Origin of the sequence: Streptomyces sp. NPDC048643, assembly GCF_040650615.1 — a bacterium.
Lineage (GTDB): Bacteria > Actinomycetota > Actinomycetes > Streptomycetales > Streptomycetaceae > Streptomyces.
Genome location: NZ_JBEZHO010000006.1, coordinates 53,110 through 79,941 on the forward strand (window position 1 = coordinate 53,110; position 26,832 = coordinate 79,941).

General features: G+C 71.9%; 29 protein-coding genes. 11 read left to right on the forward strand and 18 right to left on the reverse strand.

Annotated features, from left to right (window positions below):
• Positions 1 to 50: 50 nt before the first annotated feature.
• Entirely contained in the window at positions 51 to 2,225 is a 2,175-nt protein-coding gene (locus AB0C62_RS08205; RefSeq protein WP_362970767.1) for a discoidin domain-containing protein, read from the forward strand.
• Here the strand turns inward: AB0C62_RS08205 and AB0C62_RS08210 are convergent.
• From AB0C62_RS08210 to AB0C62_RS08225, 4 genes are read right to left on the reverse strand one after another with little or no spacing between them, the layout of a single operon-like run.
• Entirely contained in the window at positions 2,194 to 3,006 is an 813-nt protein-coding gene (locus tag AB0C62_RS08210) for an ABC transporter ATP-binding protein (RefSeq protein ID WP_362970769.1), read from the reverse strand. The two genes, AB0C62_RS08205 and AB0C62_RS08210, sit on opposite strands and share 32 nt — an antisense overlap.
• Positions 3,007 to 3,029: 23 nt before the next feature.
• Complete coding sequence (locus AB0C62_RS08215) at positions 3,030 to 3,812, reverse strand: ABC transporter permease subunit (protein ID WP_362971106.1); 783 nt, start codon at positions 3,810 to 3,812, stop codon at positions 3,030 to 3,032.
• 32 nt (positions 3,813 to 3,844) lie between these two features.
• Positions 3,845 to 4,654 (reverse strand): ABC transporter permease, encoded by an 810-nt coding sequence (locus tag AB0C62_RS08220; protein WP_362970771.1) that lies wholly within the window; start codon positions 4,652 to 4,654, stop codon positions 3,845 to 3,847.
• Positions 4,651 to 5,622, reverse strand: coding sequence for an ABC transporter substrate-binding protein (locus tag AB0C62_RS08225; RefSeq protein ID WP_362970773.1), 972 nt, complete (start codon positions 5,620 to 5,622; stop codon positions 4,651 to 4,653). Before AB0C62_RS08225 ends, AB0C62_RS08220 begins: the two co-directional genes overlap by 4 nt.
• Positions 5,623 to 5,807: 185 nt before the next feature.
• Between AB0C62_RS08225 and AB0C62_RS08230 the strand changes: the two genes are divergently transcribed.
• Positions 5,808 to 6,623 (forward strand): IclR family transcriptional regulator C-terminal domain-containing protein, encoded by an 816-nt coding sequence (locus AB0C62_RS08230; protein WP_362970775.1) that lies wholly within the window; start codon positions 5,808 to 5,810, stop codon positions 6,621 to 6,623.
• Here AB0C62_RS08230 and AB0C62_RS08235 read toward each other — a convergent pair.
• From AB0C62_RS08235 to AB0C62_RS08245, 3 genes are read right to left on the reverse strand one after another with little or no spacing between them, the layout of a single operon-like run.
• Complete coding sequence (locus AB0C62_RS08235) at positions 6,574 to 7,509, reverse strand: PDR/VanB family oxidoreductase (RefSeq protein ID WP_362970777.1); 936 nt, start codon at positions 7,507 to 7,509, stop codon at positions 6,574 to 6,576. The two genes, AB0C62_RS08230 and AB0C62_RS08235, sit on opposite strands and share 50 nt — an antisense overlap.
• Positions 7,506 to 7,685 carry a hypothetical protein gene (locus tag AB0C62_RS08240; RefSeq protein WP_362970779.1) on the reverse strand — a complete coding sequence of 60 codons (180 nt, stop codon included), beginning with the start codon at positions 7,683 to 7,685 and terminating at the stop codon, positions 7,506 to 7,508. Before AB0C62_RS08240 ends, AB0C62_RS08235 begins: the two co-directional genes overlap by 4 nt.
• Positions 7,682 to 8,746 (reverse strand): aromatic ring-hydroxylating dioxygenase subunit alpha, encoded by a 1,065-nt coding sequence (locus AB0C62_RS08245; RefSeq protein ID WP_362970781.1) that lies wholly within the window; start codon positions 8,744 to 8,746, stop codon positions 7,682 to 7,684. Before AB0C62_RS08245 ends, AB0C62_RS08240 begins: the two co-directional genes overlap by 4 nt.
• 170 nt (positions 8,747 to 8,916) lie before the next feature.
• Between AB0C62_RS08245 and AB0C62_RS08250 the strand changes: the two genes are divergently transcribed.
• Complete coding sequence (locus AB0C62_RS08250; protein ID WP_362970783.1) at positions 8,917 to 9,261, forward strand: VOC family protein; 345 nt, start codon at positions 8,917 to 8,919, stop codon at positions 9,259 to 9,261.
• A 51-nt stretch (positions 9,262 to 9,312) separates the two neighbouring features.
• Here the strand turns inward: AB0C62_RS08250 and AB0C62_RS08255 are convergent, their stop codons facing one another.
• The 4 genes from AB0C62_RS08255 to AB0C62_RS08270 all read right to left on the reverse strand — a co-directional run bounded on the left by AB0C62_RS08255 (position 9,313) and on the right by AB0C62_RS08270 (position 12,954).
• On the reverse strand, positions 9,313 to 10,161 hold the full coding sequence (locus AB0C62_RS08255; protein ID WP_362971108.1) for a YhjD/YihY/BrkB family envelope integrity protein: 849 nt from the start codon (positions 10,159 to 10,161) through the stop codon (positions 9,313 to 9,315).
• A 120-nt stretch (positions 10,162 to 10,281) separates the two neighbouring features.
• Entirely contained in the window at positions 10,282 to 11,295 is a 1,014-nt protein-coding gene (locus AB0C62_RS08260) for an FAD-dependent monooxygenase (protein WP_362970785.1), read from the reverse strand.
• Positions 11,292 to 11,831 (reverse strand): isoprenylcysteine carboxylmethyltransferase family protein, encoded by a 540-nt coding sequence (locus tag AB0C62_RS08265; protein ID WP_362970787.1) that lies wholly within the window; start codon positions 11,829 to 11,831, stop codon positions 11,292 to 11,294. The genes AB0C62_RS08260 and AB0C62_RS08265 overlap by 4 nt, the downstream gene beginning before the upstream one ends.
• A 37-nt stretch (positions 11,832 to 11,868) precedes the next feature.
• Positions 11,869 to 12,954: a 3-oxoacyl-[acyl-carrier-protein] synthase III C-terminal domain-containing protein gene (locus tag AB0C62_RS08270; RefSeq protein ID WP_362970789.1), complete on the reverse strand. Its 1,086-nt coding sequence runs from the start codon at positions 12,952 to 12,954 to the stop codon at positions 11,869 to 11,871.
• Positions 12,955 to 13,117: 163 nt separating this feature from the next.
• Between AB0C62_RS08270 and AB0C62_RS08275 the strand changes: the two genes are divergently transcribed.
• A complete protein-coding gene (locus tag AB0C62_RS08275; protein WP_362970791.1) occupies positions 13,118 to 13,987 on the forward strand; it encodes a UbiA family prenyltransferase in 870 nt (289 codons plus the stop codon).
• A 111-nt stretch (positions 13,988 to 14,098) separates the two neighbouring features.
• Here the strand turns inward: AB0C62_RS08275 and AB0C62_RS08280 are convergent, their stop codons facing one another.
• Both AB0C62_RS08280 and AB0C62_RS08285 read right to left on the reverse strand, forming a co-directional pair.
• The gene (locus tag AB0C62_RS08280; protein WP_362970793.1) at positions 14,099 to 14,695 is read right to left on the reverse strand and encodes a hypothetical protein; all 597 of its coding nucleotides are present in this window, start codon (positions 14,693 to 14,695) and stop codon (positions 14,099 to 14,101) included.
• 116 nt (positions 14,696 to 14,811) lie between these two features.
• Entirely contained in the window at positions 14,812 to 15,021 is a 210-nt protein-coding gene (locus tag AB0C62_RS08285) for a hypothetical protein (RefSeq protein ID WP_362970795.1), read from the reverse strand.
• Between the two features lie 397 nt (positions 15,022 to 15,418).
• Between AB0C62_RS08285 and AB0C62_RS08290 the strand changes: the two genes are divergently transcribed.
• The 4 genes from AB0C62_RS08290 to AB0C62_RS08305 all read left to right on the forward strand — a co-directional run bounded on the left by AB0C62_RS08290 (position 15,419) and on the right by AB0C62_RS08305 (position 17,591).
• Positions 15,419 to 15,706 carry a hypothetical protein gene (locus AB0C62_RS08290; protein ID WP_362970797.1) on the forward strand — a complete coding sequence of 96 codons (288 nt, stop codon included), beginning with the start codon at positions 15,419 to 15,421 and terminating at the stop codon, positions 15,704 to 15,706.
• A gap of 77 nt (positions 15,707 to 15,783) precedes the next feature.
• Positions 15,784 to 16,140, forward strand: a complete 357-nt coding sequence (locus AB0C62_RS08295; protein WP_362970799.1) for an ANTAR domain-containing protein — start codon at positions 15,784 to 15,786, stop codon at positions 16,138 to 16,140.
• 88 nt (positions 16,141 to 16,228) lie between these two features.
• Entirely contained in the window at positions 16,229 to 17,068 is an 840-nt protein-coding gene (locus AB0C62_RS08300; protein ID WP_362970801.1) for a sigma-70 family RNA polymerase sigma factor, read from the forward strand.
• 118 nt (positions 17,069 to 17,186) lie between these two features.
• Positions 17,187 to 17,591, forward strand: a complete 405-nt coding sequence (locus tag AB0C62_RS08305) for a DUF1003 domain-containing protein (protein ID WP_362970803.1) — start codon at positions 17,187 to 17,189, stop codon at positions 17,589 to 17,591.
• A 13-nt stretch (positions 17,592 to 17,604) separates the two neighbouring features.
• On the opposite strand, the gene AB0C62_RS08310 is transcribed toward AB0C62_RS08305, so the two are convergent.
• Complete coding sequence (locus tag AB0C62_RS08310; protein WP_362970805.1) at positions 17,605 to 18,321, reverse strand: GAF and ANTAR domain-containing protein; 717 nt, start codon at positions 18,319 to 18,321, stop codon at positions 17,605 to 17,607.
• A 117-nt stretch (positions 18,322 to 18,438) separates the two neighbouring features.
• The gene (locus tag AB0C62_RS08315; protein WP_362970807.1) at positions 18,439 to 19,200 is read right to left on the reverse strand and encodes an ANTAR domain-containing protein; all 762 of its coding nucleotides are present in this window, start codon (positions 19,198 to 19,200) and stop codon (positions 18,439 to 18,441) included.
• A gap of 629 nt (positions 19,201 to 19,829) precedes the next feature.
• Between AB0C62_RS08315 and AB0C62_RS08320 the strand changes: the two genes are divergently transcribed.
• A complete protein-coding gene (locus AB0C62_RS08320) occupies positions 19,830 to 21,881 on the forward strand; it encodes a phosphocholine-specific phospholipase C (RefSeq protein ID WP_362970809.1) in 2,052 nt (683 codons plus the stop codon).
• Between the two features lie 52 nt (positions 21,882 to 21,933).
• Entirely contained in the window at positions 21,934 to 22,791 is an 858-nt protein-coding gene (locus AB0C62_RS08325; protein WP_362970810.1) for a phospholipid scramblase-related protein, read from the forward strand.
• A 117-nt stretch (positions 22,792 to 22,908) separates the two neighbouring features.
• On the opposite strand, the gene AB0C62_RS08330 is transcribed toward AB0C62_RS08325, so the two are convergent.
• Positions 22,909 to 23,865, reverse strand: a complete 957-nt coding sequence (locus AB0C62_RS08330; protein ID WP_362970812.1) for a hypothetical protein — start codon at positions 23,863 to 23,865, stop codon at positions 22,909 to 22,911.
• The gene (locus AB0C62_RS08335) at positions 23,862 to 24,644 is read right to left on the reverse strand and encodes a phosphatase PAP2 family protein (RefSeq protein WP_362971110.1); all 783 of its coding nucleotides are present in this window, start codon (positions 24,642 to 24,644) and stop codon (positions 23,862 to 23,864) included. The genes AB0C62_RS08330 and AB0C62_RS08335 overlap by 4 nt, the downstream gene beginning before the upstream one ends.
• A 377-nt stretch (positions 24,645 to 25,021) precedes the next feature.
• Here AB0C62_RS08335 and AB0C62_RS08340 point away from each other — a divergent pair, with 377 nt between their 5' ends.
• The gene (locus AB0C62_RS08340) at positions 25,022 to 25,639 is read left to right on the forward strand and encodes a TetR/AcrR family transcriptional regulator (protein WP_362970814.1); all 618 of its coding nucleotides are present in this window, start codon (positions 25,022 to 25,024) and stop codon (positions 25,637 to 25,639) included.
• A 152-nt stretch (positions 25,640 to 25,791) separates the two neighbouring features.
• On the opposite strand, the gene AB0C62_RS08345 is transcribed toward AB0C62_RS08340, so the two are convergent.
• A complete protein-coding gene (locus AB0C62_RS08345; protein WP_362970816.1) occupies positions 25,792 to 26,811 on the reverse strand; it encodes a DUF2510 domain-containing protein in 1,020 nt (339 codons plus the stop codon).
• Positions 26,812 to 26,832 lie beyond the last annotated feature (21 nt).

Genomic DNA, 26,832 nt, shown 5'->3' on the forward strand with positions numbered 1-26,832 from the left:
CGCCGGAACGCACACCGCTATCCCCACCCCCACCTCGAAGGGATCAGCACATGCACAGCAGCACTGTCGGACGCGTGCCCCTCGCGTGCGCCGCGGCCGTCGCCCTCGCCGCCGGCATGCTCGCCGCCACCACGGCCCACGCCGCGGTGGCGGCGGCCGGCGCGAGTCTCCCCTTCGCCTCGGTCGAGGCGGAGTCGGCCACCACGACGGGCACGAAGATCGGCCCCGACTACACCCAGGGCAGCCTCGCCTCGGAGGCCTCCGGCCGGCAGGCCGTCCGCCTCTCGGCGGGCCAGCGCGTCGAGTTCACCGCGCCGCGCGCGGCCAACGCGGTGAACGTCTCCTACAGCGTCCCCGACGGCCAGTCGGGGACGCTCGACGTGTACGTCAACGGCACCAGGATCTCCAAGACGCTCGCGGTGACCTCCAAGTACTCCTACGTGGACACGTCCTGGATCGCCGGCGCCAAGCAGCACCACTTCTTCGACAACGCCCGTCTGCTGCTCGGCCAGAACGTCCAGGCGGGCGACAAGATCGCCTTCCAGGCCACCTCGACCCAGGTCACCGTCGACGTGGCCGACTTCGAGCAGGTCGCCGCCGCAGCGACCCGGCCCGCGGGGTCCGTGTCCGTCACCGACAAGGGCGCCGACCCCAGCGGGCAGGGCGACTCCACCCAGGCCTTCCGGGACGCGATCTCCGCAGCCCAGGGCGGCGTCGTGTGGATCCCGCCGGGCGACTACCGCGTCACGTCCTCGCTCAGCGGCGTCCAGAACGTGACCCTCCAGGGCGCGGGCGGCTGGTACTCCGTCGTCCACGCGTCCCGCTTCATCGACCAGGGCAGCTCCTCCGGCGGCGTCCACCTCAAGAACTTCGCGGTCATCGGCGAGGTCACCGAGCGCGTCGACTCCAACCCGGACAACTTCGTCAACGGTTCACTCGGACCGGGGAGTTCGGTCTCCGGGATGTGGATCCAGCACCTCAAGGTCGGCCTGTGGCTGACCGGCAACAACGACAACCTCGTGGTGGAGAACAACCGTATCCTCGACACCACCGCCGACGGACTCAACCTCAACGGCAACGCCCACGGTGTCCGCGTGAGCAACAACTTCCTGCGCAACCAGGGCGACGACTCGCTCGCCATGTGGTCGCTGAACGGCGCGGACAGCAACTCCAGCTTCGAGAGCAACACCATCTCGCAGCCCAACCTCGCCAACGGCATCGCGATCTACGGCGGCACCGACATCAGCGTCAGGAACAACCTGGTGTCCGACACCAACGCGCTCGGCAGCGGCATCGCCGTCTCCAACCAGAAGTTCCTCGACCCCTTCTCCCCGCTCGCCGGCACGATCACCGTGGACGGCAACACCCTGGTGCGCACCGGGGCGGTCAACCCCAACTGGGGCCATCCGATGGGCGCGCTGCGGGTCGACTCCTACGACAGCGCGATCAACGCGACGGTCGCCATCACCAACACGACGATCACCGACAGCCCGTACAGCGCCTTCGAGTTCGTCTCGGGCGGCGGCCGCGGATACCCCACGTCCAACATCAACGTGACCGGGGCGACCGTGAAGAACACCGGGACGGTCGTCGTGCAGGCCGAGACACCGGGCTCCGCGAAGTTCAGCAACGTCCAGGCCACAGGCGTCGGTGCGGCCGGCATCTACAACTGCCCCTACCCGAGCGGCTCGGGCACCTTCACCGTCACCGACGGCGGCGGCAACTCCGGCTGGAGCAGCACCTGGTCGAACTGCTCGGCCTGGCCGCAGCCCGGCCAGGGCACCCCGCCGCCGGACCAGAACGCCAACCTGGCCAAGGGCCGTCCGGCCACCGCCACCGGCTCCCAGGACGTCTACACCCCGGGCAGAGCCGTCGACGGGGACGCCAACAGCTACTGGGAGTCGAGCAACAACGCCTTCCCGCAGGCTGTCACGGTCGATCTCGGCTCCACGCAGGCGGTCCGCCGCGTCGTCCTGAAGCTGCCGCCCGCCGCCGCCTGGGCGGCGCGCACCCAGACCCTGTCCGTGCTGGGCAGCACCGACGGCTCCGGCTACTCCACGGTCGCCGGTTCGCAGGGCTACCGCTTCGACCCGGGCACCGGCAACACCGTGACGATCGCACTGCCGGCCGGCACGAACCTGCGCTACCTGCGGCTGAACGTCACGGCCAACACCGGATGGCCCGCCGCGCAGCTCAGCGAAGTGGAGGCGTATCTGTCCTCGTGAGGGTCTCCCCGCGCTTCGCCGCCTGGATCTGCTCGTACACATGGGTCCGCAACTCGGCGAAGCGCGGGGCCACGCGCGTGTGCAACTGGTCCCGCACGTCCGGCAGATCGACCTTCAGCTGTTCCCGCACGACGGTGGGGGAGGCCGACAGGACCAGGACCCGTTCGCCGAGATAGACCGCCTCGTCGATGTCGTGCGTCACGAACAGGATGGTCATCCCGCGCTCCCGCCACAGCCGCCGCACCAGGTCCTCCAGGTCGGCACGGGTCTGCGCGTCGACCGCAGCGAACGGCTCGTCCATCAGCAGCACGTCGGGTTCGTAGGCCAGCGCACGGGCGATGGCGACCCGCTGTTGCATCCCGCCGGACAACTGCCAGGGATAGGCGCCTGCCGCGTCGGACAGACCGACGGACTCCAGCGCGTCGGCGACCAGTTCGCGCCGCCGGGCCCGGCCCAGCTTCTTCTGCCTCAGGGGCAGTTCGACGTTCTCGCCGACCCGCATCCAGGGGAAGAGGCTGCGCCCGTACTCCTGGAAGACGAAGGCCATGCCGGGCGGCGGCCCGCTCACCGGGCGCCCGGCGAGCCGTACCTCGCCCGCCGTCGGCGTCAGCAGCCCGGCCACGCACTTGAGCAGGGTCGTCTTGCCGCAGCCCGACGGGCCTACCAGGCACACGAGTTCACCCGTGTCCACGGTGAAGGTGAGATCGCGGACCGCCTCCACCCGGCGCCCCGACCCCTCGTAGACCTTCCGCAGGCCGGTGACGACCAGAGACGCGTGCATGGACCGCCCTTTCACGAGCGTCGTCACGGGGACCGCCGGGAGGAGTCCCGCAGCCCGTGGTACCAGCCGAGTACCCGGCGCTCCACGACCCGGAAGACGACCGAGAGGAGGAAGCCGAGCAGACCGAGGACGAGGATCCCGGTCCACATGTCGGGGATGGCGAAGCCGCGCTGGAACTGCACGATGGTGAAGCCGAGACCGTTGCTGGCCGCGAACATCTCGCTGATGACCATCAGGATGATCCCGATGGACAGCGCCTGGCGCAGCCCCGCGAAGATCTGCGGGCTCGCCGCGGGCAGTACCACCGCGCGCATCCGGGCCGGGCCGGTGATCCCGTACGAGCGGGCCGTCTCGGCCATCACGGAGTCGACGGCGCGCACGCCCTCGACCGTGTTGAGCAGCACCGGCCAGACGCAGCCGCTCGCGATCACCGCGATCTTCATGGTGTCGCCGATGCCGGCGAACAGCATGATGACGGGGACGAGGACGGGCGGTGGCACCGCGCGCAGGAACTCCAGGACCGGTTCGCACACGGCCCGCACCGTCCGGTACGAGCCGATGAGGGTGCCGAGGGCGACCCCGGCGACGGCCGCCACCGCGTAGCCGGCGAGCAGCCGCAGCAGACTGGGCAGCAGGTCGGCGCGGAGCCGGTCGCCCGTCCAGACGTCCGGGAACGTCTTCAGGATCGTGCGCAGCGGTGGCCAGTACACGTTCGTGCTGCCGTCCGAGGCGAGCCACCACACGACGACGAGCAGCGCGGGGAGCGCGACGACGAACAGCGCCCGCAGCAGGAGGACACTCCCCATGTTCGGCCGGGTGCGGCCGGAGGGCACGCCCGTCACACCGCCACCTCCCCGCGCACCGACTGGTGCCAGGCCAGCGCGTGCCGCTCCACGGACCGCGCCCCCACGTTGATCAGCAGGCCGAGCAGGCCCGTGACGACGATCAGCGCGTACATCTCGGGTACCGCCTGCGAGGTCTGGGCGACCGCGATGCGCGCCCCCAACCCCGGTGCCCCGATGACGAGTTCGGCGGTCACGGTGAGGATGAGCGCGACGGACGCGGCGAGCCGGACGCCGGTCATCACGTAGGGGAGGGCCGTCGGCCACAGCACATGGCGCACCCGTGCCCAGGCGCCGAGTCCGTACGAGCGCGCCGTCTCCTCGGCCACCGGGTCGACGTCGCGCACGCCGTACATGACCTGGACGAGGACCTGCCAGAAGGAGGCGTACACCACGAGGAGGAGCACCGACCGCAGTTCGGTGCCGTAGAGGAGGACGGCGAGCGGGATGAGGGCCACCGAGGGGATGGGGCGCAGGAACTCGATCGTCGAGGCGGTCGCCTCCCGCAGATACGGCACCACGGAGACGGTCACCCCGGCCACGATGCCCGCGCCGACGGCGATGGCGAGGCCCAGCGCCCAGCCGGTCAGGGTGTCGCCGAGGTCGGTCCAGAAGGCGCGCTCGCCGATCTCGTCGACGAGCGCGCCGGCGATGCGGCTGGTGGGCGGGAAGTACCGCTCCTTGACGATGCCGAGCCGCGGCACCACCTCGCCGAGGGCGAGGAAGGCCGCGAGCCCGACGGCGCCCAGGACGGCGTTCGGGACACCTCCGGCGGGGCCGCCTCCCTGTGGCTGCTTCCGTTTCACGGCAGCAGCTTGTCCAGGTCGGGTGCCGTCTTGAAGAGTCCGTCCTGGTCGCCGAGTTGCTCCAGCGCCTCGATCGAGGCGCGGTTCGCCCGGGCCGGCCACTTCGGGAGGGTCACCTTCGCGAGGACGGCTGCCGGGATCTTCGTGTACGTGGTGACGATCGCGCGGACCTCGTCCGGGTGGGCGTCGGCGTAGGCGAGGGACTCGGCCGTCGCCTCCTGGAACTTCGCGACCGTGTCGGGATGTTGCCGCGCGTACTGGCTCGAGGTGAAGTACATCGCCACGGTGAGGTCCTTGGCGACGTCGACCAGGGACGAGGCGATCTCGGTGGCGCCCTGGCTCTTGACCGTGGCGAGCGCGGGCTCGACCACCATGGCGGCGTCGATCTGCCCGCTGTCGAGGGCCGCGGGCATCTGGTCGAAGGCCAGCTCGACGAACTTCACCTTCGCCGGATCGCCGCCGGCCTTGCGCACCGACTCGCGCACGGCCGTCTCGTTGATGTTCTTCAGGGTGTTGACGGCGACCTTCTTGCCCTCGAGCTGCTTCGGCGAGCTGATCGAGCTGCCCTTCTCGACCGTGATGGCGCCGAAGTCCTTGCCCGTGACGCCCGTCGAGGCGACTCCGTTGGCGATGGCACGCACGGGAACGTTGTTCGACTGGGCGACCATCAGTGAGGTCATGTTGGAGAAGCCGAACTGGAACTGGCCCGAGACGACCCCCGGCACGATCGCGGCGCCGCCCTGCGCCGTCGTCAGCGACAGCTTCAGTCCGTGCTCGGCGTAGAAGCCCTTCTTCTGGCCCAGATAGACGGGGGCGACATCGACGATGGGGATGACGCCCAGCTTGACCGTGGTGGTGCCGCCGGACGACGCGTTCTTGTCCGAGGCGCCACCGCCGTCGGACGAACCGCAGGCCGACGCGGCGACCAGGAAGGCTCCGACCGCGATACCGGCGAGCAGACGACGCATGGCTCCTCCTGTGCAGACGTGAGTGTTCCGACAGGTTGTGCGCAGACCGCACAATGGTGCACAGCGCGAAGGTAGAACCCCGCCGGAGCCGGGTCAATGGCTCTGGCTGACAATATTGTTGACAGTTGTCGAAGTGTGCTCCCGGTCGCGCGGGGAGCGCTCCGCGCGTCCCTCTGGAGGCGACGATGTCCGCGGCAGCCCGAGCGCCCCACTTCGTCCGGTCCTTCGAACGCGGGCTGGCCGTGATCCGCGTCTTCGGCGCCGACCGGCCCGAACTGACCCTCAGTGAGGTCGCGCGGGGCTGCGGCCTGACCCGTGCCGCGGCGCGCCGGTTCCTGCTGACCCTGGCCGACCTCGGCTACGTCCACACGGACGGCAGGACCTTCCGGCTCACCCCGCGCGTCCTGGAACTCGGCTACGCCTACCTCTCCGGCTTCACCCTCCCCGAGATCGCCCTTCCCCATCTGGAGCAACTCGCGGAAACCGTGGGGGAGTCGAGCTCCCTGTGCGTTCTCGACGGCGACGACATCGTGTACGTCGCGCGGGTCCCCACCCGGCGCATCATGGCGGCGTCGATCACCGTCGGCACCCGCTTCCCGGCCCATGTCACCTCCGTGGGCCGGGTGATCCTCGCGCACCTCACGGACGAGGAGACCGACGCCCGGCTGGCCCGCGCCGACCTGCGGCCCCTCACCGCGCGGACCCTCGTGTCGGCGGACCGCCTGCGCACGGAGCTGCGCCGGGTGCGACGGCAGGGGTACGCCATCGTCGACCAGGAGCTGGAGGAGGGCCTGCGGTCGGTCGCCGCCCCGGTGCGGGACCGGGACGGCGCGGTCGTGGCCGCCGTGAACATCCCCGTGCACGCCAGCCGCAACACCCTCGACTCGGTCCGCCGCGACCTGCTGCCCCACCTGCTGGTGACGGTCGCGCGGATCGAGGCGGACCTTCGGGTCACAGATCCAGCACGAGCCTCTTCCCGTGGCAGCGGGACACACAGATGAGCATCGTCTCGCCGGCCTCCCGCTCCTCGTCCGAGAGCACCGAGTCCCGGTGGTCCGGCGTGCCGTCGAGCACGTCCGTCTCGCAGGTCCCGCAGGTGCCCTCGGTGCAGGAGAAGAGCACCTCGACGCCGGCCGCGCGCACGGTGTCGAGGACGGAGACCCCGGGGACGACGGTCACCGTCCGCCCGGACCGTTCCAGCACGACCTCGAACTCCGCCTCTCCGCCCGCCTCCTGGAGCCGGGGACGGAAACGTTCGACGCGCAGCAGCTCCGCCGGGCAGGCCGCCTCCACCGCGTCGAGGAGCGGTTCCGGACCGCAGCAGTAGACGAGGGTGCCGTCGGGGGCGCCGTCCAGCACGGCGGCGTGGTCCAGCAGACCCGTCTCGTCCTGCGGCGCGAGCGTGACCCGCTGCCCGTAGCGCTCCAACTCCCCGGTGAACGCCATGGATCCGCGGGTGCGTCCGCCGTACAGCAGTGTCCACTCCGCGCCCGCCGCCTCGGCGGCGGCGAGCATCGGCAGGATCGGCGTGATGCCGATGCCGCCCGCGACGAACCGGTAACGCGGGGCGGGCACGAGGGCGAAGTGGTTGCGCGGCCCCCTGACCCGGACCGGCGCTCCCTCCGTCAACCGGCCGTGCACATGGGCCGATCCGCCCCGGCCGTCCGGCTCCCGCAGCACCGCGATCCGCCACTCCCGGCGCTCCGCCGGTTCCCCGCACAGGGAGTACTGGCGTTCCAGGCCCGGCCCGAGGACGACATCGATGTGGGCGCCCGGCTCCCAGGAGGGGAGTTCCGCCCCCCGGGGATGGCGCAGGGTCAGGGCGACCACGCCGTCGGCGACGGACTCCCGTCGTGCGACGACGAGTTCGGCCTCGTACGTGTTCATGAACCGCCGTCCCCCGTTCCGTCGGCGCGGTGTCCCTCGGGGTGGGCGAGCATCCACTCCCACATCGCGATCGGGTCCTCGGCGGTGTGCTCGGCGCCGCAGTGGCACGTGCCGTGCAGCACGTCCGTGCCCGGAAGCCAGTCGACGCGGTAGATCTCCCCGGTGGGGCCGCTCACCGGACCCTCTCCATCGGCTTGTCGCCCTCCTCGGCCAGCCGGGCCAGGATGCGGCGGGCGGCGAGGCCGCCGGTGTCGATGTTGATGCTCAGCTCCTGGTAGCCGGAGCGTTCGGTGCCGAGTGTCCGCTGGAGGAGGTTGAGCGCGTCGACGTCCTGCATCACCACCGTGTGGTTGAAGTCCCGCAGGAAGGCGGTGACGTCGTCGTCCGAACGGGCGAAGTCGCGGGAGACCGCCCAGAAGTCGTACACCTTGCCGTCGGCGGACGGCGTGATGGCGTAGGTGATCTCGGTGTGGAAGGCGTTCGGGTCGCTGCCGTCCGGCTCCGGCAGGACGCCGACCGGGGCGATCCTGCTGTGCAGCAGATAGAGGCACGGCGCGTGGTACTCGATGTCCTGCCAGCGCGTGATGCGGCCCTCGATGCCGGTCGAACGGGCGTAGAAGGGCGGGCACTCGGCGTCGTCCATGTGCCGGGAGACGCGGACGATCCCGGCGCCCTCGTCGACCTCGGTGGAGATGGGCGTCTCGGCGACCTCGGGCGTCCCGATGTAGCCGCCGTGCAGGTACGTCTCGTGGGAGAGGTCGAGGAGGTTGTCGACGAGGAGGCCGTAGTCGGCGTCGATGGGCTCCATGCCGCTGACCGTCGTCCACTGTGGCGCGTCCATGTGCCGGGCGCGCGACACGGTCTCCGGATCGGCGAGCGCCGCGTCGCCGATCCACACCCAGACGAACAGGTCCTGCTCGACGACCGGGTAGGCGGCGACCCGGGCGGTCCGCGGTATCCGTTTCTGCCCCGGCACGTACACGCAGGCCCCGGTCGTGTCGTACGTGAAGCCGTGGTAGCCGCAGACGATCCGGTCACCGTCGAGCCGGCTCTCGGACAGCGGGAAGCGGCGGTGCACACACCGGTCGGACAGCGCGACGGCCGTCCCGTCCTCCTCGCTGCGGTAGAGGACGAGCGGCTCCCCGAGGACCGTCCGGCCGAGCAACTCGCGCCCCACCTCGTAGGTGTAGGCGACGACGTACCACTGGTTCCTGGCGAAGGAGGTCATGTGCGGCATGGAGCGGCTCCCGTCTCTGGGTGGTGGCGCCATCGTCGGGACGGACTCCGCGGCCCCGCAACACCACTTCCGCCCGGCGGAAGAAGCGCCCGCTCCCGCCGTCGCCCGACGCCCGTTGCCCGTCGCCCGGTTCCGGGCATAGGCCATGGGCCCCGGTCGTTGGCCCTGGCATGCCCAACATCACCGGTGTGCTCGCCCGTGTCCTCGTCGACGACCTCGACGCCTCGCTCGTGCTGTACCGCGCTCTCGCCGACGGACAGGAGCCGGTGCGCTTCCGGTTCGGTGACGTCGAACTGGCCCGCGTCGGGCCGTTCCTGCTGCTCAGCGGGGACACGGCGGCGTACCGGGACCGGGTGGCGACGCTGCTGGTGCGTGACCTGGCACCGGTGGTGGTCGAGGTCGAGCGGACCGGCGGCCGCATCGTCGAAGGACCTGGCCCGGCACCCGGCGGACGACGGCTCATCGCCCGTCACGCGGACGGGGCGGTCTTCGAGTACATCGAAGAGACCGGGTGACCGTACGGACCTTCGCGCCGACCGGCCCTCACTCCTCACGGCGACCGGCCCTCACTCCTCCCGGCGTCCGGCCCTCCGCCTCTTCACCGCCTGGGCCACCGACGGGAGTTCCTCGTGCAGGAGCCGCCCCACCAGGGCGCCGTCGAACACCACGACCCCCACGCCGACCAGCCAGGACTGGACGACCAGGGCGGTGCCGAAGGGGCCGTAGGTGACGGCGCTGGAGGCGATCAGCGGTGAGAAGACGAGGCGTGAGAAGACGCGCAGGCCCAGCAGGCCGAGGGCGGTGAGGACCGCGCCGGGCAGCAGCGCCGGCCACGAGATCCTGCCGCCGAGCAGCACCCACTGCGACCACCAGAAGAAGAGGACGGCGCTCAGTGTCGCGGCCAGCGTTCCGGCGGCCGAGTGGCGCCACAGGGTGGTCGTGGCGGTCAGGAAGAGCGAGCCGACGAGCGCGGCGAGCCACAGCACATGGCGCCATCGGCCGTACCAGCGGGCCGGGGGCAGGTCCCAGATCTTCTCGTAGCCGGTCTGCACCGCGGCCCCGAAGCTGAGACCGAAGACGGCGAGCGCGGCGAGGCCGAAGGCCGTGGTGGTCTGCAGCACCTGACCGGGCCGCGTGAACAGCTGCGCGACCTGCTCCCGCGCGGGCCTGGACACGCCGAGTCCGTCCCCCAGCCACTCGGCGAACCCCCGCCCGTGCGCCGGATCGGCCGCGGAGACGACGATCAACAGGGGGACCAGGGTGAGGAATCCGAGCGCCGCGAAGCCCAGTGACCTCGACGCGAGTTCGATCTCCGTGCTCCGCCGCCATCCCCGCCCGACGGGCGAATCACGCAGAGCGCGACCCAGCCGGGTCCGCGGGGGCGGGCGGTCGGCGTCGTCGTCGCCGGCAGACATCTTCGGCATGCAGGTCGACTATCACAGATGCCGACCCCTCCAACAGGGCTCGGAGAAGCGCGCCTTGACCGGGTGCGTGCCGGATCCGCGGTCGGGAGAGTCGGCTGTGGCTCGGGTCCGCTACTGGAGTGCCCGGACCGCCGCCGCGAAGACCGGGGGCATCCGGGAGGCCGCCGGGACGATGAGCCGGGCGGCACCCGGACGACTGCTCGCACTCAACAAGGCGCCGGTCAGCAGACGGTGACGGCGTGTCAGTGCCGCCCAGGCACGCTCGTACTGCTCCGGCCGTCCCGCGGCCAGACAGCGGACGGCGGCCCCGGCGGTCCCCACCGCGAGCGCGACGCCCTCGCCGGTGAGGGCGTCGAGGTATCCCGCCGCGTCCCCGACGAGCAGCACACGGCCGGCGACCCTGCGCCGTACGCGCTGCAACAGCGGCCCGGCACCCCGCACGCTCGTGTCGGCGGGGCCGCGCAATGACGCCGTGAGCGCGGGAAAGTCGGCCAGGTGGTCGTCGTACGGGCGACGGGTGCGGCTGAGGACGGCGACGCCCACCAGGTCGTCGGCCACCGGCGTCACGTACGCCTCCCCGTGCCGCGACCAGTGGACCTCCACGAAGTCGGTCCACGGCTCGACGCGGAAGTGCCGGCGCAGCCCGTAGCGGCCGTGCGGCCGGGCCGGGCGTTCCAGCCCGAGAGCGCGGCGCACCGGGGAGTGCAGCCCGTCGGCGGCGATCAGCCAACGGGCGGTGATCCCGGCGGCGGTGACCGTGTCCTCGCTCTGGCGCACCTCGCCGACCTTGCCCTGAACGACGCGCACCCCGAGGCCCAGAGCGCGCCGGTGCAGCGCGGCGTGCAGCGCCGTACGGCGGATCCCGAGCCCCGGCCGCCCGCGGAAGGGCGCCTCGGCGCGGGCGGCCCCGTCCACGTACCGGATGCCGCGCAGGTCGCGCCCAGCCGCCTCCACGCCCAGCGCCCGCAGCGCCGCGACACCGCTGGGCATGACGCCCTCCCCGCACGCCTTGTCCACGGGCGAGACCCGGGGCTCCACGACGACGGCCTCCAGGCCCGCGAGCGCGGCGTGCACCGCGGCGGCCAGCCCGGCCGGCCCGCCGCCCGCCACCAGCACGTCGATCACGCCGGCACCGTCGCGGCCGGTGCGGTGGCGGACGCCAGCGCCCGGTTCTCGCAGCGGACGCGCACGGTGAGTAGCACCGCGTTCAGGACGGTGAAGACGACCGCGGTGACCCAGGCCGTGTGGACGAGCGGCAGCGCCACGCCCTCGGCGACGACCGCCACGTAGTTGGGGTGCCTGAGCCATCGCCAGCGGTAGGGGCCCTTCGCCACCAGCGGCAGACCGGGAACGACGATCACGCGCGTGTTCCACCGCGGGCCGAGGCTGCGGATGCACCACCACCGCAGACCCTGGGCGCCCGCGAGCACGGCCAGCATCGGCCACCCGAGCGCCGGGACGAAAGGCCGGTCGGCCGACCACACCTCGGCGAGACACCCCGCCAGCAGACCGGTGTGCAGGGCGACCATCGCCGGGTAGTGGCCCTGCCCGGCGACGGTCGCGCCGCGCGCGGTGCTCCAGCGCTCGTTGCGGCGGGCGACGACGAGTTCGGCGACGCGCTCGGCGGCGACGGCGGCCACGAGAAGTCCGTACCAGATCATGATTCCTGCGTCCTGTGTCCTTCGGCGGTGCGGGTCACTACCAGCGCAGCAGGACGAGTTCGCAGGCGAAGCCCGGTCCCATCGCCAGCAGCAGACCCGGGGTGCCCGGCGCCGGGCGGCGTTCGGCGAGGGTGTCGCGCAGCACGTGGAGCACCGAGGACGAGGACAGGTTGCCGACGTCCCGCAGGTGGCGCCACGTCACATCCAGTGCTCCGTCAGGGAGTTCGAGAGCGTCGGTGACGGCGTGCAGGACCTTGGGGCCGCCCGGATGGCACACCCAGGCGGTCACGTCCTTCGGCTTCAGACCGTGGTCGCCGAGGAACCCCTCGACGTCCTCGGCGAGATAGCGCCGCACCACGTCGGGGACCTGCGGATCGAGGACGACCTGGAAGCCGGAGGTCCTGATCTCCCACCCCATGACGCGTCCCGTGTCCGGGTACAGGTGACTGCGGGTGTCGACCACGGTCGGGCCGTCGCTCGCGGTGGCCTCGGTGCTCTCGCTTCTCGCCGCGGCGCGGTCCGCGCCGCAGGCCACCACCGCGGCGGCCCCGTCCCCGAACAGGCCGGTGGCCACGAGGTTGGCCATCGAGGCGTCGTCGCGCTGGAAGGTGAGTGTGCACAGTTCGACGGAGAGCAGGACAGCCACCTGGTCGGGATGGCCCAGCAGGTAGTCGTGCATACGGGCCAGACCGGCGGCGCCCCCGGCGCAGCCCAGACCGAACAGCGGGAGGCGCTTGACGTCCGGACGCAGTCCGAGACGGCCGACCAGCCGGGCGTCGATCGAAGGAGTCGCGATACCGGTGACCGACGTGAAGATCAGCAGGTCCACGTCGGCGGGGGAGAACCCCGACCGGCGCAGCGCCTCCCGGACCGTCCTGGCGCCCAGGTCGGTGGCCGCCGTGATGAAGACGTCGTTGGCGGCGCCGAACCCGTCGAGCTCCCCGTACCGTTCGAGCGGCAGCGTCATGTGACGGGAGTGGACCTGCGCGCTGGTGTGCAGCCGGTCCAGGACCCGGCGGTCGGCGCCCTCCGGCAGGCAGGTGCGCGCCACTATGTCGGTGATCTCGGACTGGGTGTGACGGTGCGCTGCGAGGGCGCCGTGAACGGCGGCGATCCGCGTCATGTGGTTCCCGTCCGGTGACCGACTGGGTGGATGCCTGCACCTGTTCCCCGGACGGCGCCTTCACCACCAGGGATCGCCCGTCCGGCGGTTCGCCCGGACGGACGTTCGCCCCTTCGGGCGTGCGTCCGGCCGGTGGGGGGCGAGCACGCCTACGATCGGCCGCGTGGGCATTCCGGGGCAGTCGACGGCCGGCCGCCCGGCGGCGAGGTGGGCCGGCCGGTCGGCCGGTCTCGCCGGGTCCTGCCACCCCGGGCCCGTCGTGGCGGTCACCGCGTTGACGACCGCGCTCGCCGCGACCGCGGGCCAGAGCGCGGCCCGCTGTGCGCTGACCGCCCTCGCCGCGCTGACCGGCCAGTTGTCCATCGGCTGGTGCAACGACGCGTTCGACGCGCACCGGGACCTCGCCGCGGGCCGCCGGGGCAAACCCGTCGTCGACGGCACCGTCCGGGTGACGGAGGTCTGGGTGGCCGCGTACGTGGCACTGGCGCTCTGCGTGCCGCTGTCGTTCGCGTGCGGACTCCTCGCGGGCGCCGTCCACCTGACCGGAGTCGCGGCGGCCTGGGCGTACGACCTGCGGCTCAAGGCGACCGTCTGGTCCTGGGTGCCGTACGCGATGGGGTTCGCGGCGCTGCCCGCGTTCGTGGCGCTGGGCCTGCCGGACCGGCCGTGGCCCGCCTGGTGGGCGGTCACCGCGGGGGCGCTCCTCGGGATCGGCGCCCACCTCGGTGACGTCCTGCCGGACATCCGTGGTGATCTGGCGATCGGTGTACGGGGATGGCCGCACCGGCTCGGCCCGGACGGCGCCCGGCTGCTGTTGCCGGTACCGCTGGTGGCCGCGTCCGCCACGCTGGTGCTGGGGCCGGCCGGACCGCCCGGCGGACGGGGGATCGCGGCGCTCGCGCTGGCCGCCCTGGTGGCGGTCACGGGGACGGTGCTGGGGCGTCGCCGGGAACGGGCCGCGTTCGCGGCGGCCGTCGCCGTCGCCGTGGTCGACGTGGCGCTGCTGCTCGTGCGCGGGACCGGGATCGCCTGACCGCTCGGACCCGCCGACGGCAGGCCACGGCGCGAAGCCGCCGCCCGGGCGCAGACTCTCCCGGCGCGGGCCCCGGCGGCAGATTCACAGGCCCCGGGGGGTGGGACGGTGTTACTGGGGTGACGGCGCGGCGCTGCCCCGGCCGCCGGGAGACGGCAGACGTCGCCCACCGGTCGCGACGGGCGGCTCGCCGGCCAGGGCCTCGAAGAGACCCCGCGCCTCGACCATGGCCTCTCGCATCTCCTCGGTGCCGCTCCGGCCGCGCGCCGCGGTGTGCACGTCGCGGTAGCCCTCGACGAAGTAGGCGTGGTGGACGGAGAGCGCGGCCCACTGCTCCTCGAACCGCTCGGCGCCGGGGAAGCCGCGGTCCCTCGCCAGCCGCGCCAGCAACTCGTCGGCCTCGGTGACGGCCTCGTGCGGTGACGCGACGAACCGCTCCTGCAGGGCGGCCCACTCGGCCACGTACTGCGCACGGGCCGACGGTGACAAGGGCCGTTCCCTGAGGGAACCGTGACGCCTCACGCGCTCGTCGAGCTCCTGCTCCGCCGCTCGGACATCACCGTCGTGATCGGCGACGACACGGTCGTACTCCGGCCCGAACTGCCGCTTGAGGCGCCGCCCGCCGCTGCCCCGGGCCCGGCCACGCCCGCTGTAGAGGAGGGCGGACAGGCCGAGGACGATCACGACGATGACCAATACGGTGATCATGGTTGCCTTCTCCGGGTCGCGGGAGTACCTGGTTCCGCGGGGTCCGGGCGAATCGGGACGGTGCGATGCGTCCTCCGCACGATCCGGAGTCGCATGGCCCTGCGCCGTGCCGTCAGTCAACGCCTGGGGACGCCCCCTGTCAACGTGGCCTCGACGCCGCGGAGTTCTGAGGTCGGGGCGGGGTCCGGTGCGGCGAGCGGGGACTCGGGGGGCGCGTCGACCGGCTCTGCCGTCGCCGGCAGGACGTGGTCCTCCCACCAGGACAGGCCCAGCACGGTGGCGAGCAGGACGAAGGGGGCGGAAACGGGAACGAGCAGCGCGTACATGCGTACCGCCTGTGATGCGTGCGACGCGGCGGAACGCCCGAGGGGCGTGCCCGCCTTGGGGCGCGTCGAGGCCGCGCCGGACAGCGCGGCGACGGTGCATGCGGGGGAGAGCGGCCCGTCGACGACGGGGCGGGGTCCGGCACACCTGCGCCAGCTGCGCCCCCGAGGAGGCGCGAGAGGTGATCGACGCTGCCGGGGGCAGGGGCCGCACCGGGCACGTTAGCCCTTGCCGGGCACCCCGAACAGACGGTGAGCGGCCATCAGTTCGCCGCCCGTTCCCGGCGGCGGAGGGACGCTGACGTGCGGTGCTGTCCCCTGGCTCCGGACGGGGCTACGCTGTTCTCAAAGGCCCTGGCCCCCGGCAGTGACACTCTGTTCCGCTCCGGGGAGGCCCGCCGTGTTCGTCCTGCTTCTCGTTCTCATCGTGGTCATGTTCGCCCTCGGTTTCCACAGTCCCGTCTGGTGGCTGATCGCGGCGGTACTCGTCTTCGGCGTCGTGCGGAACAGCCGCGACCGGGGCGGGGGTTGGGGACGCGGATCCCTCTCCGACCTCGGGGAGTACCGGGACTACCAGGACCGCCGCCACCGTCAGGAGCAGTGGGACCGGCGCTACCGCCGGCAGCACCGGGCGCAGTGGCGGCGCGAGGACCGGCGCGACAGCCAACGCCGCGGGGGTGACGGATGAGGTCGCACACCACCCCGTGGTTCTCGACGATCGTTACGGGAGGTTGATGACGTCGTGAAGGACACCCGGTGCACGGGATGACCACGCCCCGGCCAGGGCAGATCGCGTCGCCGGCTGCGGCGGTCGCGGCGACCAGGGGCGCGGAGCTGGCTGTGGAGAACCGTGAACTCCGCGCCGAGAACGAGCAGTTGGTACGAGCGTTGGCGAGCCGCCCGGTGATCGACCAGGCCCGCGGCATGGTGATGGCCCTCGCTCCGTGTTCCACCGACCAGGCCTGGGGTGTGCTGGTCGACGTGTCGCAGCACTGCAACGTCAAGCTCCGGGACGTGGCCGCGGCCCTGGTGGCCATGTCGGACGGCGGGGCGCTCGCCGAACCCGTACGGCGGGAGCTGCGCCGAGCACTAGGACGCCTGCACCGGGCCGAGCAGAGCTGACGGAGCGTCTGTTCAATTGTGCGCAAGGTGTGTTGCGGGCAGTCCGGTCGACCGAACCGGCCGGTGACCAGAGGGAGACACGTGCTCCATGACGATACGTCAGCACAGTCGGACGACGTACGACCGCAGTCGGAGCGGCGTAGGTCGCCCCGCGGACGCGCCGGACACCGACGCGGTGTTCCGTCGTATCGCCGCCCTGCGGAACGGCCCGGAGAGGACCGCGCTGCGACAGGAGGTGGTGTGCGCCTGGACGCCGATGGCCGAGCGGCTGGCCCGGCGCTTCCGCCATCGCGGGGAGACCTTCGAGGACCTCAGCCAGGTCGCCCGGCTGGGCCTGGTCAAGGCGGTGGCCGGCTTCGACCCCGGTGCCGGCTCGGCGTTCCCGAGTTTCGCCGTACCGACGATCCTCGCAGAGGTGAAGCGGCACTTCCGCGACGATCTCTGGGCCGTGCGGGTGCCCCGGCGCGTGCAGGAGGTACGTGGCCCGGCCCGCGTGGCCGACCATGAGCTGGACGCGGCGCCGGGCGGCCGTGGACCCTCCGTCCCCGAGACCGCCGCGCACACCGGGCTGAGCGAGACGGACGTACGGCTCGGGCAGGGGGCGTCGCGGAGCTTCGCCTCCGTCTCCCCGGAGGCAGCGCCCGGCCGTTCGGCGGGCGGCCGACGACCGGCCGACACCCTCGGAGAACTGGAACCCGGCATCGACCGGGCCGCGGACCGCGCGGCGCTCCGCCCCCTGTTGCGGGCCCTGCCCGAACGGGAACGGCAGATTCTCTGCATGAGGTTCTTCGGCGAGATGACCCAGGACCGCATCGGCCTCCAGCTCGGCATCTCGCAGGTGTACGTCTCCCGTCTGATCAGCCGCACCTGCGCGATCCTGCGACGGCAGAGCATGGCCGACGCGCGCGATCCGCGGGAGCCCGCGTGACGGCGCCCGCGGCCCCCGGGCGTCGCCGGGGTGCCGGGCTCCGGAGGTGTTCTCCGCCCGCCCGCCGCCGGCTTCCCCCGGGTCTCGGCGCGCCGGTGCCACCTGGGACCCTGTGCTCATGAGCGAGCAGGACAATGAGGTCAGGCACCACCCGGCAGTGATCGCGCACCGGCAGAGCCGCGCCCAGGACGTCCAACTGCGGATCGCCGACGCCATCACGAAGTTCGCCGGGTCGATGCCCTTCGTCTACCTCCACGCCGTCGCCTTCGCGCTCTGGATGCTGTTCGTCGAGGCGAGCCCCTGGCCGACGTTGACGCTCGTGGTGTCCCTCGAAGCGATCTTCCTGTCGGCGTTCGTCATGATCGGGCAGAACCGGCAGGCGGCGTTCCAACAGATCAAGGCCGACCACGACTTCGTTCTCCAGGATCTCGAACTCAAGACGAACACCGAGCTGACACGCGAGATCCACTCCATGACCACGGAACTCCATCGCCGTCTGATCGAGGACGGCACGCAGCCGTAGCCGCCCGGGGCGGTCAGGCGACCAGGCCGGGCAGGGGTTCCGAGTCGTCGATGAACGCGCGCGCCACGTCGGACAGGCGCCGGTTGTGGGAACGGGCGTAGCGGCGCAGCGCGGTGAAGGCCTCCTCCATGTTGATGCCCTGCCGTTCGGCGAGCTTGCCCTTGGCCTGTTCGATCAGCACGCGGCTGTTCAGGGCGTTCTGCAACTGTTCGTTGAGGGCGTTGCTGCGGTGCGCGGTGCGTTGTTGCAGGAGGCTGATGGTGGCGACGTCGGCGAGTGCCTGGGCGAGCGGGGCGGCGCCCGGGTCGAAGGGGCCGGGCGCGGCGCGGAAGATGTTCAGCGCGCCGACGACCTCGTCCCGCAGCCGCATGGGCAGTGCCTGGACCGCCCCGAACCCGCTTGCCCGGGCCGCCGTCGCGAAGCGCGGCCATCGGGCGGTCTCGGCGCCGAGGTCGGTGACGATCACCGGAGTGCCCGTGCGGAAGCACTCCAGACAGGGGCCCTCGTCGTTCTGCAACTGGAAGAGCTCCAGCAGACGTACCTGTTCGTTGGAGGCGGCCATGACGCGCAGTTCACCGTCGCGGTCGGCGAGCAGCACCCCGGCGGCGGCAGCGTCCAGCATGGCCACGGATCGGTCGGTGAGCAGGCGCAGGAAGTCGATGAGGTCGAAGTCGGCGACGAGGTTGTCGGCCAGTTCGACGAAGGTCTTGGCCAGGAGTTGCTGATTCATCGTGGGCACCCTCTGCTGGGACTGTTCCCGCGGTGAAGGGGCGGGAAGGGCGGTGCGTCGGCCGGATGGCACTCGTTCGTCGGTTCTCGTCGGTTCTCGGCAGGTCTTCATGTCTCGTCAGCTGTCGTCATCGGGCTGTTCGGGATCCGCGTCGGGTGAGAAGCGGAGTCGGTGGGCCACCACGTCGGCGGCCACCTCGGCGAGCCGGCGCCCCCGCATGAAGCTGTGGGCGCGGAGCCGTACGAAGGCCTCGTCGACGCCGACGCCGAGCTGGACCATGAGGATGCCGGTGGCCTGGTCGATCTCCGCCCGGTAGCCCCCGAGGTCCTCGCCCCCGTGTTCCGTTGCCGCTCCGCCGTCCGACGCGCCCGTGGCGTCGATCCGCGCGTCGAGCAGCAGGAGTGTCGCGAGATCGGCGAAGGCCAGCGCGTCCGCGAGTTCGTCCCCGTCCAGAACGGTCGGCACGTCCGCGTACAGGTCGAGGACGCCAGGGCTGATCGCCCCCATCTGCAGGGGGAGAGCGAACACCGCGCGTGCCCCCGCCTCCAGGGCCGCGTCGGCGAACACGGCCCAGCGGTCCTGGAGTTCGGCGGTCAGCAGATCCGGTGTCAGGACGCTGGACCCCTGAAGGAAGGCGTCCACGCAGGGTCCCTCGCCCAAGGTGAGCTGGAGCTCCTCCAACTGCTCGCTGACGGCGTCGGTGCTGCACAGGGGGTGGCTCGGGGTGGTCCGGGACATCGCGGACAGCCCCGCCCCGCCGACCGGGAGGGCGGCGACCGCGGCGGTGCACACGTCCAGCACGCCGGCCGGGGCACCGCGCAGCGCCGCCTGCCGCGCCACCAGCACCTGGATGCGGGCCGACCGGCCGCCGGGTATCACCGGGCCCTCCGGATACGGGCGGCGTCGGCAGGGCACTCCGCCGTCATGACGGTGTCCGGTGCCGGGCTCCTCCGGTCGTGGCGGCGCGGGGTGAACTCGATGAGGGGCATGGTGCCTCGGTTCCGGGGCCGGCCGGCGGCGGCCGCGGCGACGCCGGGGTTCCCGGCCCGCCCGGCGCGCTTCCGGTACGGGCGTACGGGGGTGGCGTCCGGGCCGTGACCGGTCCGGCGGCCTGTACGACAGAACAGAGGACCCACCCGGTTTCGCGCCGGCGATGTGTGCCGAGGGCGGACGAAAGTCCGGCTCTCCGCACCATCTGTGTCGGACAACGACAAGCCGTCGGGGTCTGGGACGTCCGTACCCAGCGTAGTCCTCCGCGCGGCCGGCGAGGCGTCGTCGGCCGTCCGGCACTCCTACGAGGGGATCGCGCCTGCGGCCGTGTCCGCCACCGGGGCCCACCCGGCCGGACCCGGGCGTCCATCCGGAACCGTTCGCCTCGCGTACCTCCGAGTTTCACGCAAGAGCCACGGGGCCCTTCCCTGACGTTTGGTGCTCTTGGAACACTCGCTTCGCGCACGTTCCATCAAAAACGGCCACATCGGCCCGTCAAGACAAGAGGTCACTCACTCATGTCCCAAGTGAATCGACGCCGATTCCTCCAGCTCGCCGGCGGCACAGCGGCGTTCACCGCGCTGTCGAACAGCATCCAGCGCGCCGCGGCCCTGCCCGCGCAGCACCGCTCCGGCACGATCGAGGACGTCGAGCACATCGTCGTCCTGATGCAGGAGAACCGTTCGTTCGACCACTACTTCGGCTCGCTGAAGGGTGTCCGCGGTTTCGGGGACCCGCGCCCGGCGACCACGACGGGCACCAAGTCCGTCTGGTACCAGTCGGACGGCACCAAGGACGTGCTCCCCTTCCACCCCGAGGCGGACGACCTCGGGCTCGCCTTCATCCAGGACCTCCCGCACGGCTGGAGCGACGGACACACCGCCTTCAACAAGGGCAAGTACGACAAGTGGGTGCCCGCCAAGTCGGCCACGACGATGGCCTATCTGACGCGTGAGGACATCCCGTTCCACTACGCGCTGGCCGACTCCTTCACCGTCTGCGACGCCTACCACTGCTCGTTCATCGGCTCGACCGACCCGAACCGCTACTACATGTGGACGGGTTACACGGGCAACGACGGAAAGGGCGGCGGCCCGGTCCTCGGCAACGACGAGGCCGGCTACAGCTGGACGACGTACCCCGAGCGGCTGGAGGCGGCCGGGGTCTCCTGGAAGATCTACCAGGACATCGGCGACGGCCTCGACGCGGCCGGTTCCTGGGGCTGGATCTCCGACGCCTACCGCGGCAACTACGGCGACAACTCGCTGCTCTACTTCGACCAGTACCGCGACGCCAAGCCCGGGGACCCCCTCTACGACAAGGCGCGCACCGGCACGGACGCGAGCAAGGGCGAGGGTCTCTTCGACCGGCTGCGGGCCGACGTCGAGGGCGGCAAGCTGCCCAAGGTCTCCTGGATCGCCGCCCCCGAGGCCTTCACCGAACACCCCAACTGGCCCGCCAACTACGGCGCCTGGTACATCTCCCAGGTACTCGACGCGCTCACCTTGGACCCGGAGGTGTGGAGCAAGACGGCGCTGTTCATCACGTACGACGAGAACGACGGTTTCTTCGACCACCTGGTGCCGCCGTTCCCGCCGCAGTCCGCCGCGCAGGGCAAGTCCACCGTCGACGTGGGCCCCGACCTGTACAAGGGGGACGCGAGCCACGCCGCCGGACCCTACGGGCTCGGCCAGCGGGTGCCGATGCTCGTCGTCTCGCCCTGGAGCAAGGGCGGCTACGTCTGCTCCGAGACGCTCGACCACACCTCGATCATCCGCTTCATGGAGACCCGGTTCGGGGTGCGCGAGCCCAACATCTCGCCCTGGCGCCGCGCGATCACCGGCGACCTCACCGCCGCCTTCGACTTCGCGCGCAAGGACACCAAGCCGGTCGCGCTGCCCGACACCGACGGCTACGAGCCGCCGGACCACGACCGTCACCCCGACTATGTGCCGACCCCTCCGGCGAACCCGGCGCTGCCCAGGCAGGAGCGCGGCTCGCGTCCGGCCCGGCCGCTCAAGTACGCGCCCCTGGTGGACGGTTCGGCGGACACCGCGGCCGGGACGTTCACGCTCACCTTCGGCTCGGGCGCCAAGTCGGGCGCGGCCTTCCTCGTCACGTCCGGAAACCGCACCGACGGCCCCTGGACGTACACCACCGAGGCGGGCAAGACGGTCGCCGACACCTGGAACTCCGCATACTCGAACGGCTCGTACGACCTGACGGTGCACGGTCCGAACGGGTTCCTGCGCACCTTCAAGGGCGCCAACAGGACCGCCGGCCCCGAGGTCACGGCCCGGCACGCGGGCAACGACGTGGAGCTGACGTTCACCAACAAGGGGACGGCCACCGCGAATCTGAAGCTCACCAGCCGATACGGCGGGCCGGCCCAGGTCTTCCGGGTGAAGGCGGGCGCGACCGTGAAGCACACGGTGGACCTGCGGGCGAGCAAGCGCTGGTACGACCTGAGCGTGGCCTCCGACACGGACGCGGGCTTCCTGCGGCGATTCGCCGGACATGTCGAGAACGGCCAGGCAGGCGTCAGTGACCCGGCTCTCATCACCGTCTGATGCGTACCCGACTGCCGGTTGAGTTCCGGCCATGTCACGGTAGTGTGCCCCGGTGACCACGCATTCGAACACTCCTGCAGGTTGGTACCCGGACCCGAACGGAACGCCCCAGACGGTGCGTTACTGGGACGGTTCGCAGTGGACCGACCACACGAATGCGGACCAGCAGGCCTCGGCCGCGCAGCAGGTTCCGCAGCAGGCCCAGGCGCCGCAGCAGGCGTTTCCCCAGCAGGCCGCGTCGGCTTCGGACCCGCGCGTCCAGCGTCAGGTGCAGCAGCAGGCCGGAGTCGCCGCGGGCGGCGCCGGCGGCGGCAGCCTGTTCACCGAGCCCGTCCTGGTGGTGAACCAGAAGGCCAAGCTGATCGAGCTGACCAACGAGTACAAGGTCATGGATCAGCAGGGCAACCTGATCGGTTCGGTCGTCCAGGTCGGGCAGAACGCGTTCAAGAAGATCCTGCGTTTCGTCTCCAGCCTCGACCAGTACATGACGCACAAGCTGGAGATCCGTGACGCGCACGGTCAGCCGCAGCTGCTGCTGACCCGTCCCGCGAAGTTCATCAAGTCGCGGGTGATCGTCACGCGTCCGGACGGTTCGCCCGTCGGTGAGATCGTCCAGCAGAACATGATCGGCAAGATCAACTTCGCGATCAACGCCAACGGGCAGCAGATCGGCGCGATCAAGGCGGAGAACTGGCGCGCCTGGAACTTCGCGATCGTCGACCACGCCGACAACGAGGTGGCCCGGATCACGAAGACCTGGGAAGGTCTCGCCAAGACCATGTTCACGACCGCGGACAACTACGTCCTGCAGATCCACTTCCAGCTCCCCGAGCCCCTGCTGAGCCTCGTCGTCGCGACGGCGCTCACCGTCGACACGGCGCTCAAGCAGGACTCCCGCGGACTGGGATGAACCAACCGGGCCGCTGCGGCCCGGACGTACGGAAGGGCGGTCGCGGATCTCTCCGCGACCGCCCTTCCGTTTCCCGCTGTACGCGGTGAGGCGCCCGTTCCGTGCGTTCCGTCCGGACTACAGCGACGTGAGGTGTCCCGGGCTGGGCTGCTGCGGCAGCGGTGACGGTTCGTACGTCGCCGATCCCGGTTCCAGTGCCAGCACCGCCGCGACCGGATGGTCGTCGTCGACGGCCGGTTCGGCCGCGACCGCGGCGGGTTCCGGACCCGAGCGGGACAGCGTCACCACACCCCACCCGGCGACCGACGCCCCGGTCAGCGCGAGCAGGATGCCCGCCACCCCGCCCTGGAGACGTTCGCCGAGCAGGGACAGGCCGATCGCGGCGGCGGCCAGCGGGTTGGCGAGGGTCACGACCGCCAGCGGCGCGCCGAGTCCACCCTGATACGCGGTCTGCGACAGCAGGAGTCCGCCCGCCGCGAAGACCGCGACCAGCAGCGCCACCACGATCACCTGGGCGCTCAGCAGCGAGTCGGAACGGTCCGTCGCGGCCACCGTCACCGTCTGGGTCAGGGCGGAGGCGACACCCGAGGCGAAGCCGGAGGCCGTCGCGTGTCGCAGCCCGGGTCGCGCGCCGCGCGACAGGGCGCCGATGAGGACGGCGGTCGTACCGGCCACGCCCAGCGCCTGCGGCAGGCTGAGCACGTCGTCGGGCGCGGGCCCGGACGCCGTGACGAGCAGGGCCGCGAGGCCGATCAGGGTGAGCGCCGTACCGCGCCACTCGACCGGGCTGACCTTCCGGCCGGCGACCCGCGCGCCCAGCGGGACCGCCGCGACCAGGGTGAGCGCGCCGAGCGGCTGCACCAGCGTCAGCGTTCCGTACTTGAGGGCGGCGACGTGCAGCAGCGCGGCCGCGGCGTTCAGCACCACCGACCACCACCAGGCGCCGTCGGCCAGCAGACGCAGCGTGCCCGAGCCGCCCGACCGGGCGGCGAGCCGCTCCTGGGCGACGGCCGCGGCGGCGTAGGCGACGGCGGAGAACAGGGACAGGACGATGGCGGCGAGAGTCGGGTTCATCGGCCCGCTCCGACCAGCTCGGGCCGGTCCTGCGCGGGGACGCGGGCGCGTCCGGGCCCCTGGCGCCGGACCGCGGTCGTCGCCGTGCGGCGCGGCGCGTGGACCACGGCGAGCGCGATGCCGAGCAGCGCGGCCGCGACGACCGAGTCCAGCCAGTAGTGGTTCGCGGTGCCCACGATCACGACGAGCGTCAGCAGCGGATGCAGCAGCCACAGCCAGCGCCAGCGCGACCGGGTCGCCGCGATCAGCCCGATCGCGACCATGAGCGCCCAGCCGAAGTGCAGCGACGGCATGGCGGCGAACTGGTTCGCCATCGCGTCGGTCGCCGGGTGTGCCCCGTACACCGACGGCCCGTACAGCTGCCCGGTGTCGAGGAGGCCGGACTCGGCGAGCAGCCGCGGCGGGGCGAGCGGGAAGGTGAGGTGCCCGATCAGGGCGGCGGCGGTGACCAGCGCGAGGACCCGGCGCGCCCACACGTAGTGCGTGGGGCGTCGCAGATAGAGCCAGACCAGGAAGGCCGCGGTGGCCGGGAAGTGCACGGTCGCGTAGTAGGTGTTCGCGATGTGCACGAGGGTGTCGCTGTGCAGCAGGGCGGTCTGTACGGCCCCTTCGCCCGGCAGGTGGAGGGAGCGCTCCGCGTCCCACACCCGGTGCGCGTTGGCGAACGCCTCCGCGGTGTGGCCGGTGGCCAGCTGGCGGCCGACCTTGTAGACGACGAAGAGGCCGACGACGAGCAGCAGCTCGCGCACGAGCGGCGGCCGCGCCGTGCTGTCGCGCAGGTCGGATCCGGTGCGGTGGGCGCAGGCGTGCGCCCACGCGAGGGCGCGGCGCGGCGCTCTCGCGGACACGGCCGCGTCGGGCGGCTCCGGTTCCGGTGCCGACTCGGACGCTGACGCGGAAACTGCAGGCTCGGTTCGGGAATCCATCCCCCGGCCCCCTTGCTGACGATCGTGCGTGGGGTGGTGCGTGGTGAGCCCAGGACAGGATCCACTCGGCGTCCGGTCCGGAGGAGTGGATGCTGTCCAAGGCTCATCGATACGACAGTGTACCGATACGCCAGTGTACCGATACGGAGCAGTACCGGTACAGTGGCGTATCGATTAGAGTGTGTGCAGCACGACACCCACACGCGTCGGATGCAGCGAGGAGAAGCGCCATGACGTCGCAGGCCGCGGACGGACCGGAGACGGTCGTCGCCTCGCGCCGCTCCAAGATCACGCCCGAGCGTGAGCAGGAGTTCTTCGACGCCGTGCTCGAACAGATCCGTGAATGCGGCTACGAGGCGCTCACCATGGAGGGCGTCGCCGCCAGCACCCGCTGCAGCAAGTCCACGCTCTACCGCCAGTGGCGGACCAAGCCCCAGTTCGTGGCCGCCGCGCTGCGCAACAACCGCTGCCCCACGTTCACGGGGATCGACACCGGCTCTCTCGCCGGTGATCTGCGGGAGGCGGCCCGGGCCGCCGGCGAGTGGGCCGGCCGGGACAGCACCCAGCTGCTCCAGGGCCTCGGCAACGCCGTGATGCAGGACATGGAGCTCCAGCAGGCGCTCCGTGACGCGCTCGTCGAACCCGAGGTCGTCGAACTGCGGCAGATGATCGCCCGTGGCGTCGAGCGCGGTGAGATCGCCGCCGACCATCCGGCGCTGCAGTTCGTACCGGCCCAGATGCTCGGCGTCCTGCGGGTGCGCCCTCTCCTGGAGGGGCAGTACGCGGACGCGGCGTATCTCACACAGTTCGTGGAGGCGGTCGTGCTGCCTGCCCTGGGCCTGACCTGAGACTCAGGCCGCCGTCCGCGGGATGACCGGACGACGGCCTGTCACGCGCCGCACCGTGGGGACGGGGGCGGCGCGCACCCCCCGGCCGGGTGGGGTTCCCCTTGAGCGGAGGGGCGCTCCACCCGGCCGAACCATGTCCGGAGGACCGGCCGCTACACGTTCTGTCCGTCGCCGCCGGTCCCCGAGGCCACCTTGATGCCCTTGGTGATGGTGTCGATCGTCGACAGCTCGGGCGCCTTGGAACCGACGTCCACGCCGAAGCGGACCACGACGAGCGAGGAGGGGTCGGCGGGGGAGGGGAAGACGAGCGACTCGACGTACCCGTCGTCGCCCTTGCTCGTCGCGACCTTCCAGCGGACCAGGTAGCCCTTCTGTCCGGCCACCGTGACCGCCTTGGAGGCCAGCTCCTTGTGCGAGGTGATCGAGCCGTAGCCCTTGCCGTACGACTCGGTGGCGTTCTTGGAGATGTCCTCCTTGGCCGCCGCCTCAGCGGTCTTCGCCTTCAGGCCCTGGAGCTTGGCGGGGGCCGAATAGGCGCCGCCGCGCTGGCACTTCTGCGAGGTGTCGCCGGGGCACTTGTACGTGTCCTTGGTGGAGACCGTCGCGCTGCCCGTGCCGTCCTGGCCGGTCCAGCCGTCCGGCACCGGGATGCTGATGCCGTTGTAGGAGTCCGTGGCGTAGCCGGCCTCGGTCTGCGGCTGTCCCGACTGGCCGGGCGCCGGGCTCTGTTCGCCGGGGCCGCCGGATCCTCCGGAGTCCCCGGGAGCACCGCCCGGGCCGCCGGACCCGCCCTCGCCGCCGGACCCGCCCCGCCCGTTCGGACCGCCGCTCGGTCCGCCCCGGCCGTCGGGGCCGACCTGGCCACCGGGGCTCCGGGAGGCGGAGCTGCCGCCGTCGTCCTTGGTCAGGGCGTACACGCCGCCGCCGATCCCCGCCAGTACGGCGATGGCGGCGGCGACCGCTATGCCCGTGCGCAGTCCGCGCCTGCGGGACCCCGGCGGTGCCGGATGGGGCCCCGTCGGCGGATACGCCGGGGGACCCCAGGGGGCGGCCGACCCGACGGGGCGGACCTGATCCGTCCATGTCCTACCGTCCCACCAGCGCTCGGCGGCGGGAGCGTCACTTGTCTGCCCGGGGTCGGGATACCAGCCGGGGGGAGTCACCTGCGTCATGGACCCACCGTATGAGCCCTG

Bases quoted from the DNA above. Each gene is read 5' to 3' on its own strand.
- AB0C62_RS08280 (WP_362970793.1), bottom strand. From the start codon at position 14,695: ATGATCACCGTATTGGTCATCGTCGTGATCGTCCTCGGCCTGTCCGCC.
- AB0C62_RS08300 (WP_362970801.1), top strand. From the start codon at position 16,229: ATGACGATACGTCAGCACAGTCGGACGACGTACGACCGCAGTCGGAGC.
- AB0C62_RS08235 (WP_362970777.1), bottom strand. From the start codon at position 7,509: ATGAACACGTACGAGGCCGAACTCGTCGTCGCACGACGGGAGTCCGTC.
- AB0C62_RS08285 (WP_362970795.1), bottom strand. From the start codon at position 15,021: ATGTACGCGCTGCTCGTTCCCGTTTCCGCCCCCTTCGTCCTGCTCGCC.
- AB0C62_RS08255 (WP_362971108.1), bottom strand. From the start codon at position 10,161: ATGTCTGCCGGCGACGACGACGCCGACCGCCCGCCCCCGCGGACCCGG.
- AB0C62_RS08305 (WP_362970803.1), top strand. From the start codon at position 17,187: ATGAGCGAGCAGGACAATGAGGTCAGGCACCACCCGGCAGTGATCGCG.
- AB0C62_RS08230 (WP_362970775.1), top strand. From the start codon at position 5,808: ATGTCCGCGGCAGCCCGAGCGCCCCACTTCGTCCGGTCCTTCGAACGC.
- AB0C62_RS08225 (WP_362970773.1), bottom strand. From the start codon at position 5,622: ATGCGTCGTCTGCTCGCCGGTATCGCGGTCGGAGCCTTCCTGGTCGCC.
- AB0C62_RS08250 (WP_362970783.1), top strand. From the start codon at position 8,917: ATGCCCAACATCACCGGTGTGCTCGCCCGTGTCCTCGTCGACGACCTC.
- AB0C62_RS08320 (WP_362970809.1), top strand. From the start codon at position 19,830: ATGTCCCAAGTGAATCGACGCCGATTCCTCCAGCTCGCCGGCGGCACA.
- AB0C62_RS08295 (WP_362970799.1), top strand. From the start codon at position 15,784: ATGACCACGCCCCGGCCAGGGCAGATCGCGTCGCCGGCTGCGGCGGTC.
- AB0C62_RS08345 (WP_362970816.1), bottom strand. From the start codon at position 26,811: ATGACGCAGGTGACTCCCCCCGGCTGGTATCCCGACCCCGGGCAGACA.
- AB0C62_RS08310 (WP_362970805.1), bottom strand. From the start codon at position 18,321: ATGAATCAGCAACTCCTGGCCAAGACCTTCGTCGAACTGGCCGACAAC.
- AB0C62_RS08215 (WP_362971106.1), bottom strand. From the start codon at position 3,812: ATGGGGAGTGTCCTCCTGCTGCGGGCGCTGTTCGTCGTCGCGCTCCCC.
- AB0C62_RS08330 (WP_362970812.1), bottom strand. From the start codon at position 23,865: ATGAACCCGACTCTCGCCGCCATCGTCCTGTCCCTGTTCTCCGCCGTC.
- AB0C62_RS08210 (WP_362970769.1), bottom strand. From the start codon at position 3,006: ATGCACGCGTCTCTGGTCGTCACCGGCCTGCGGAAGGTCTACGAGGGG.
- AB0C62_RS08205 (WP_362970767.1), top strand. From the start codon at position 51: ATGCACAGCAGCACTGTCGGACGCGTGCCCCTCGCGTGCGCCGCGGCC.
- AB0C62_RS08340 (WP_362970814.1), top strand. From the start codon at position 25,022: ATGACGTCGCAGGCCGCGGACGGACCGGAGACGGTCGTCGCCTCGCGC.
- AB0C62_RS08270 (WP_362970789.1), bottom strand. From the start codon at position 12,954: ATGACGCGGATCGCCGCCGTTCACGGCGCCCTCGCAGCGCACCGTCAC.
- AB0C62_RS08245 (WP_362970781.1), bottom strand. From the start codon at position 8,746: ATGCCGCACATGACCTCCTTCGCCAGGAACCAGTGGTACGTCGTCGCC.
- AB0C62_RS08265 (WP_362970787.1), bottom strand. From the start codon at position 11,831: ATGATCTGGTACGGACTTCTCGTGGCCGCCGTCGCCGCCGAGCGCGTC.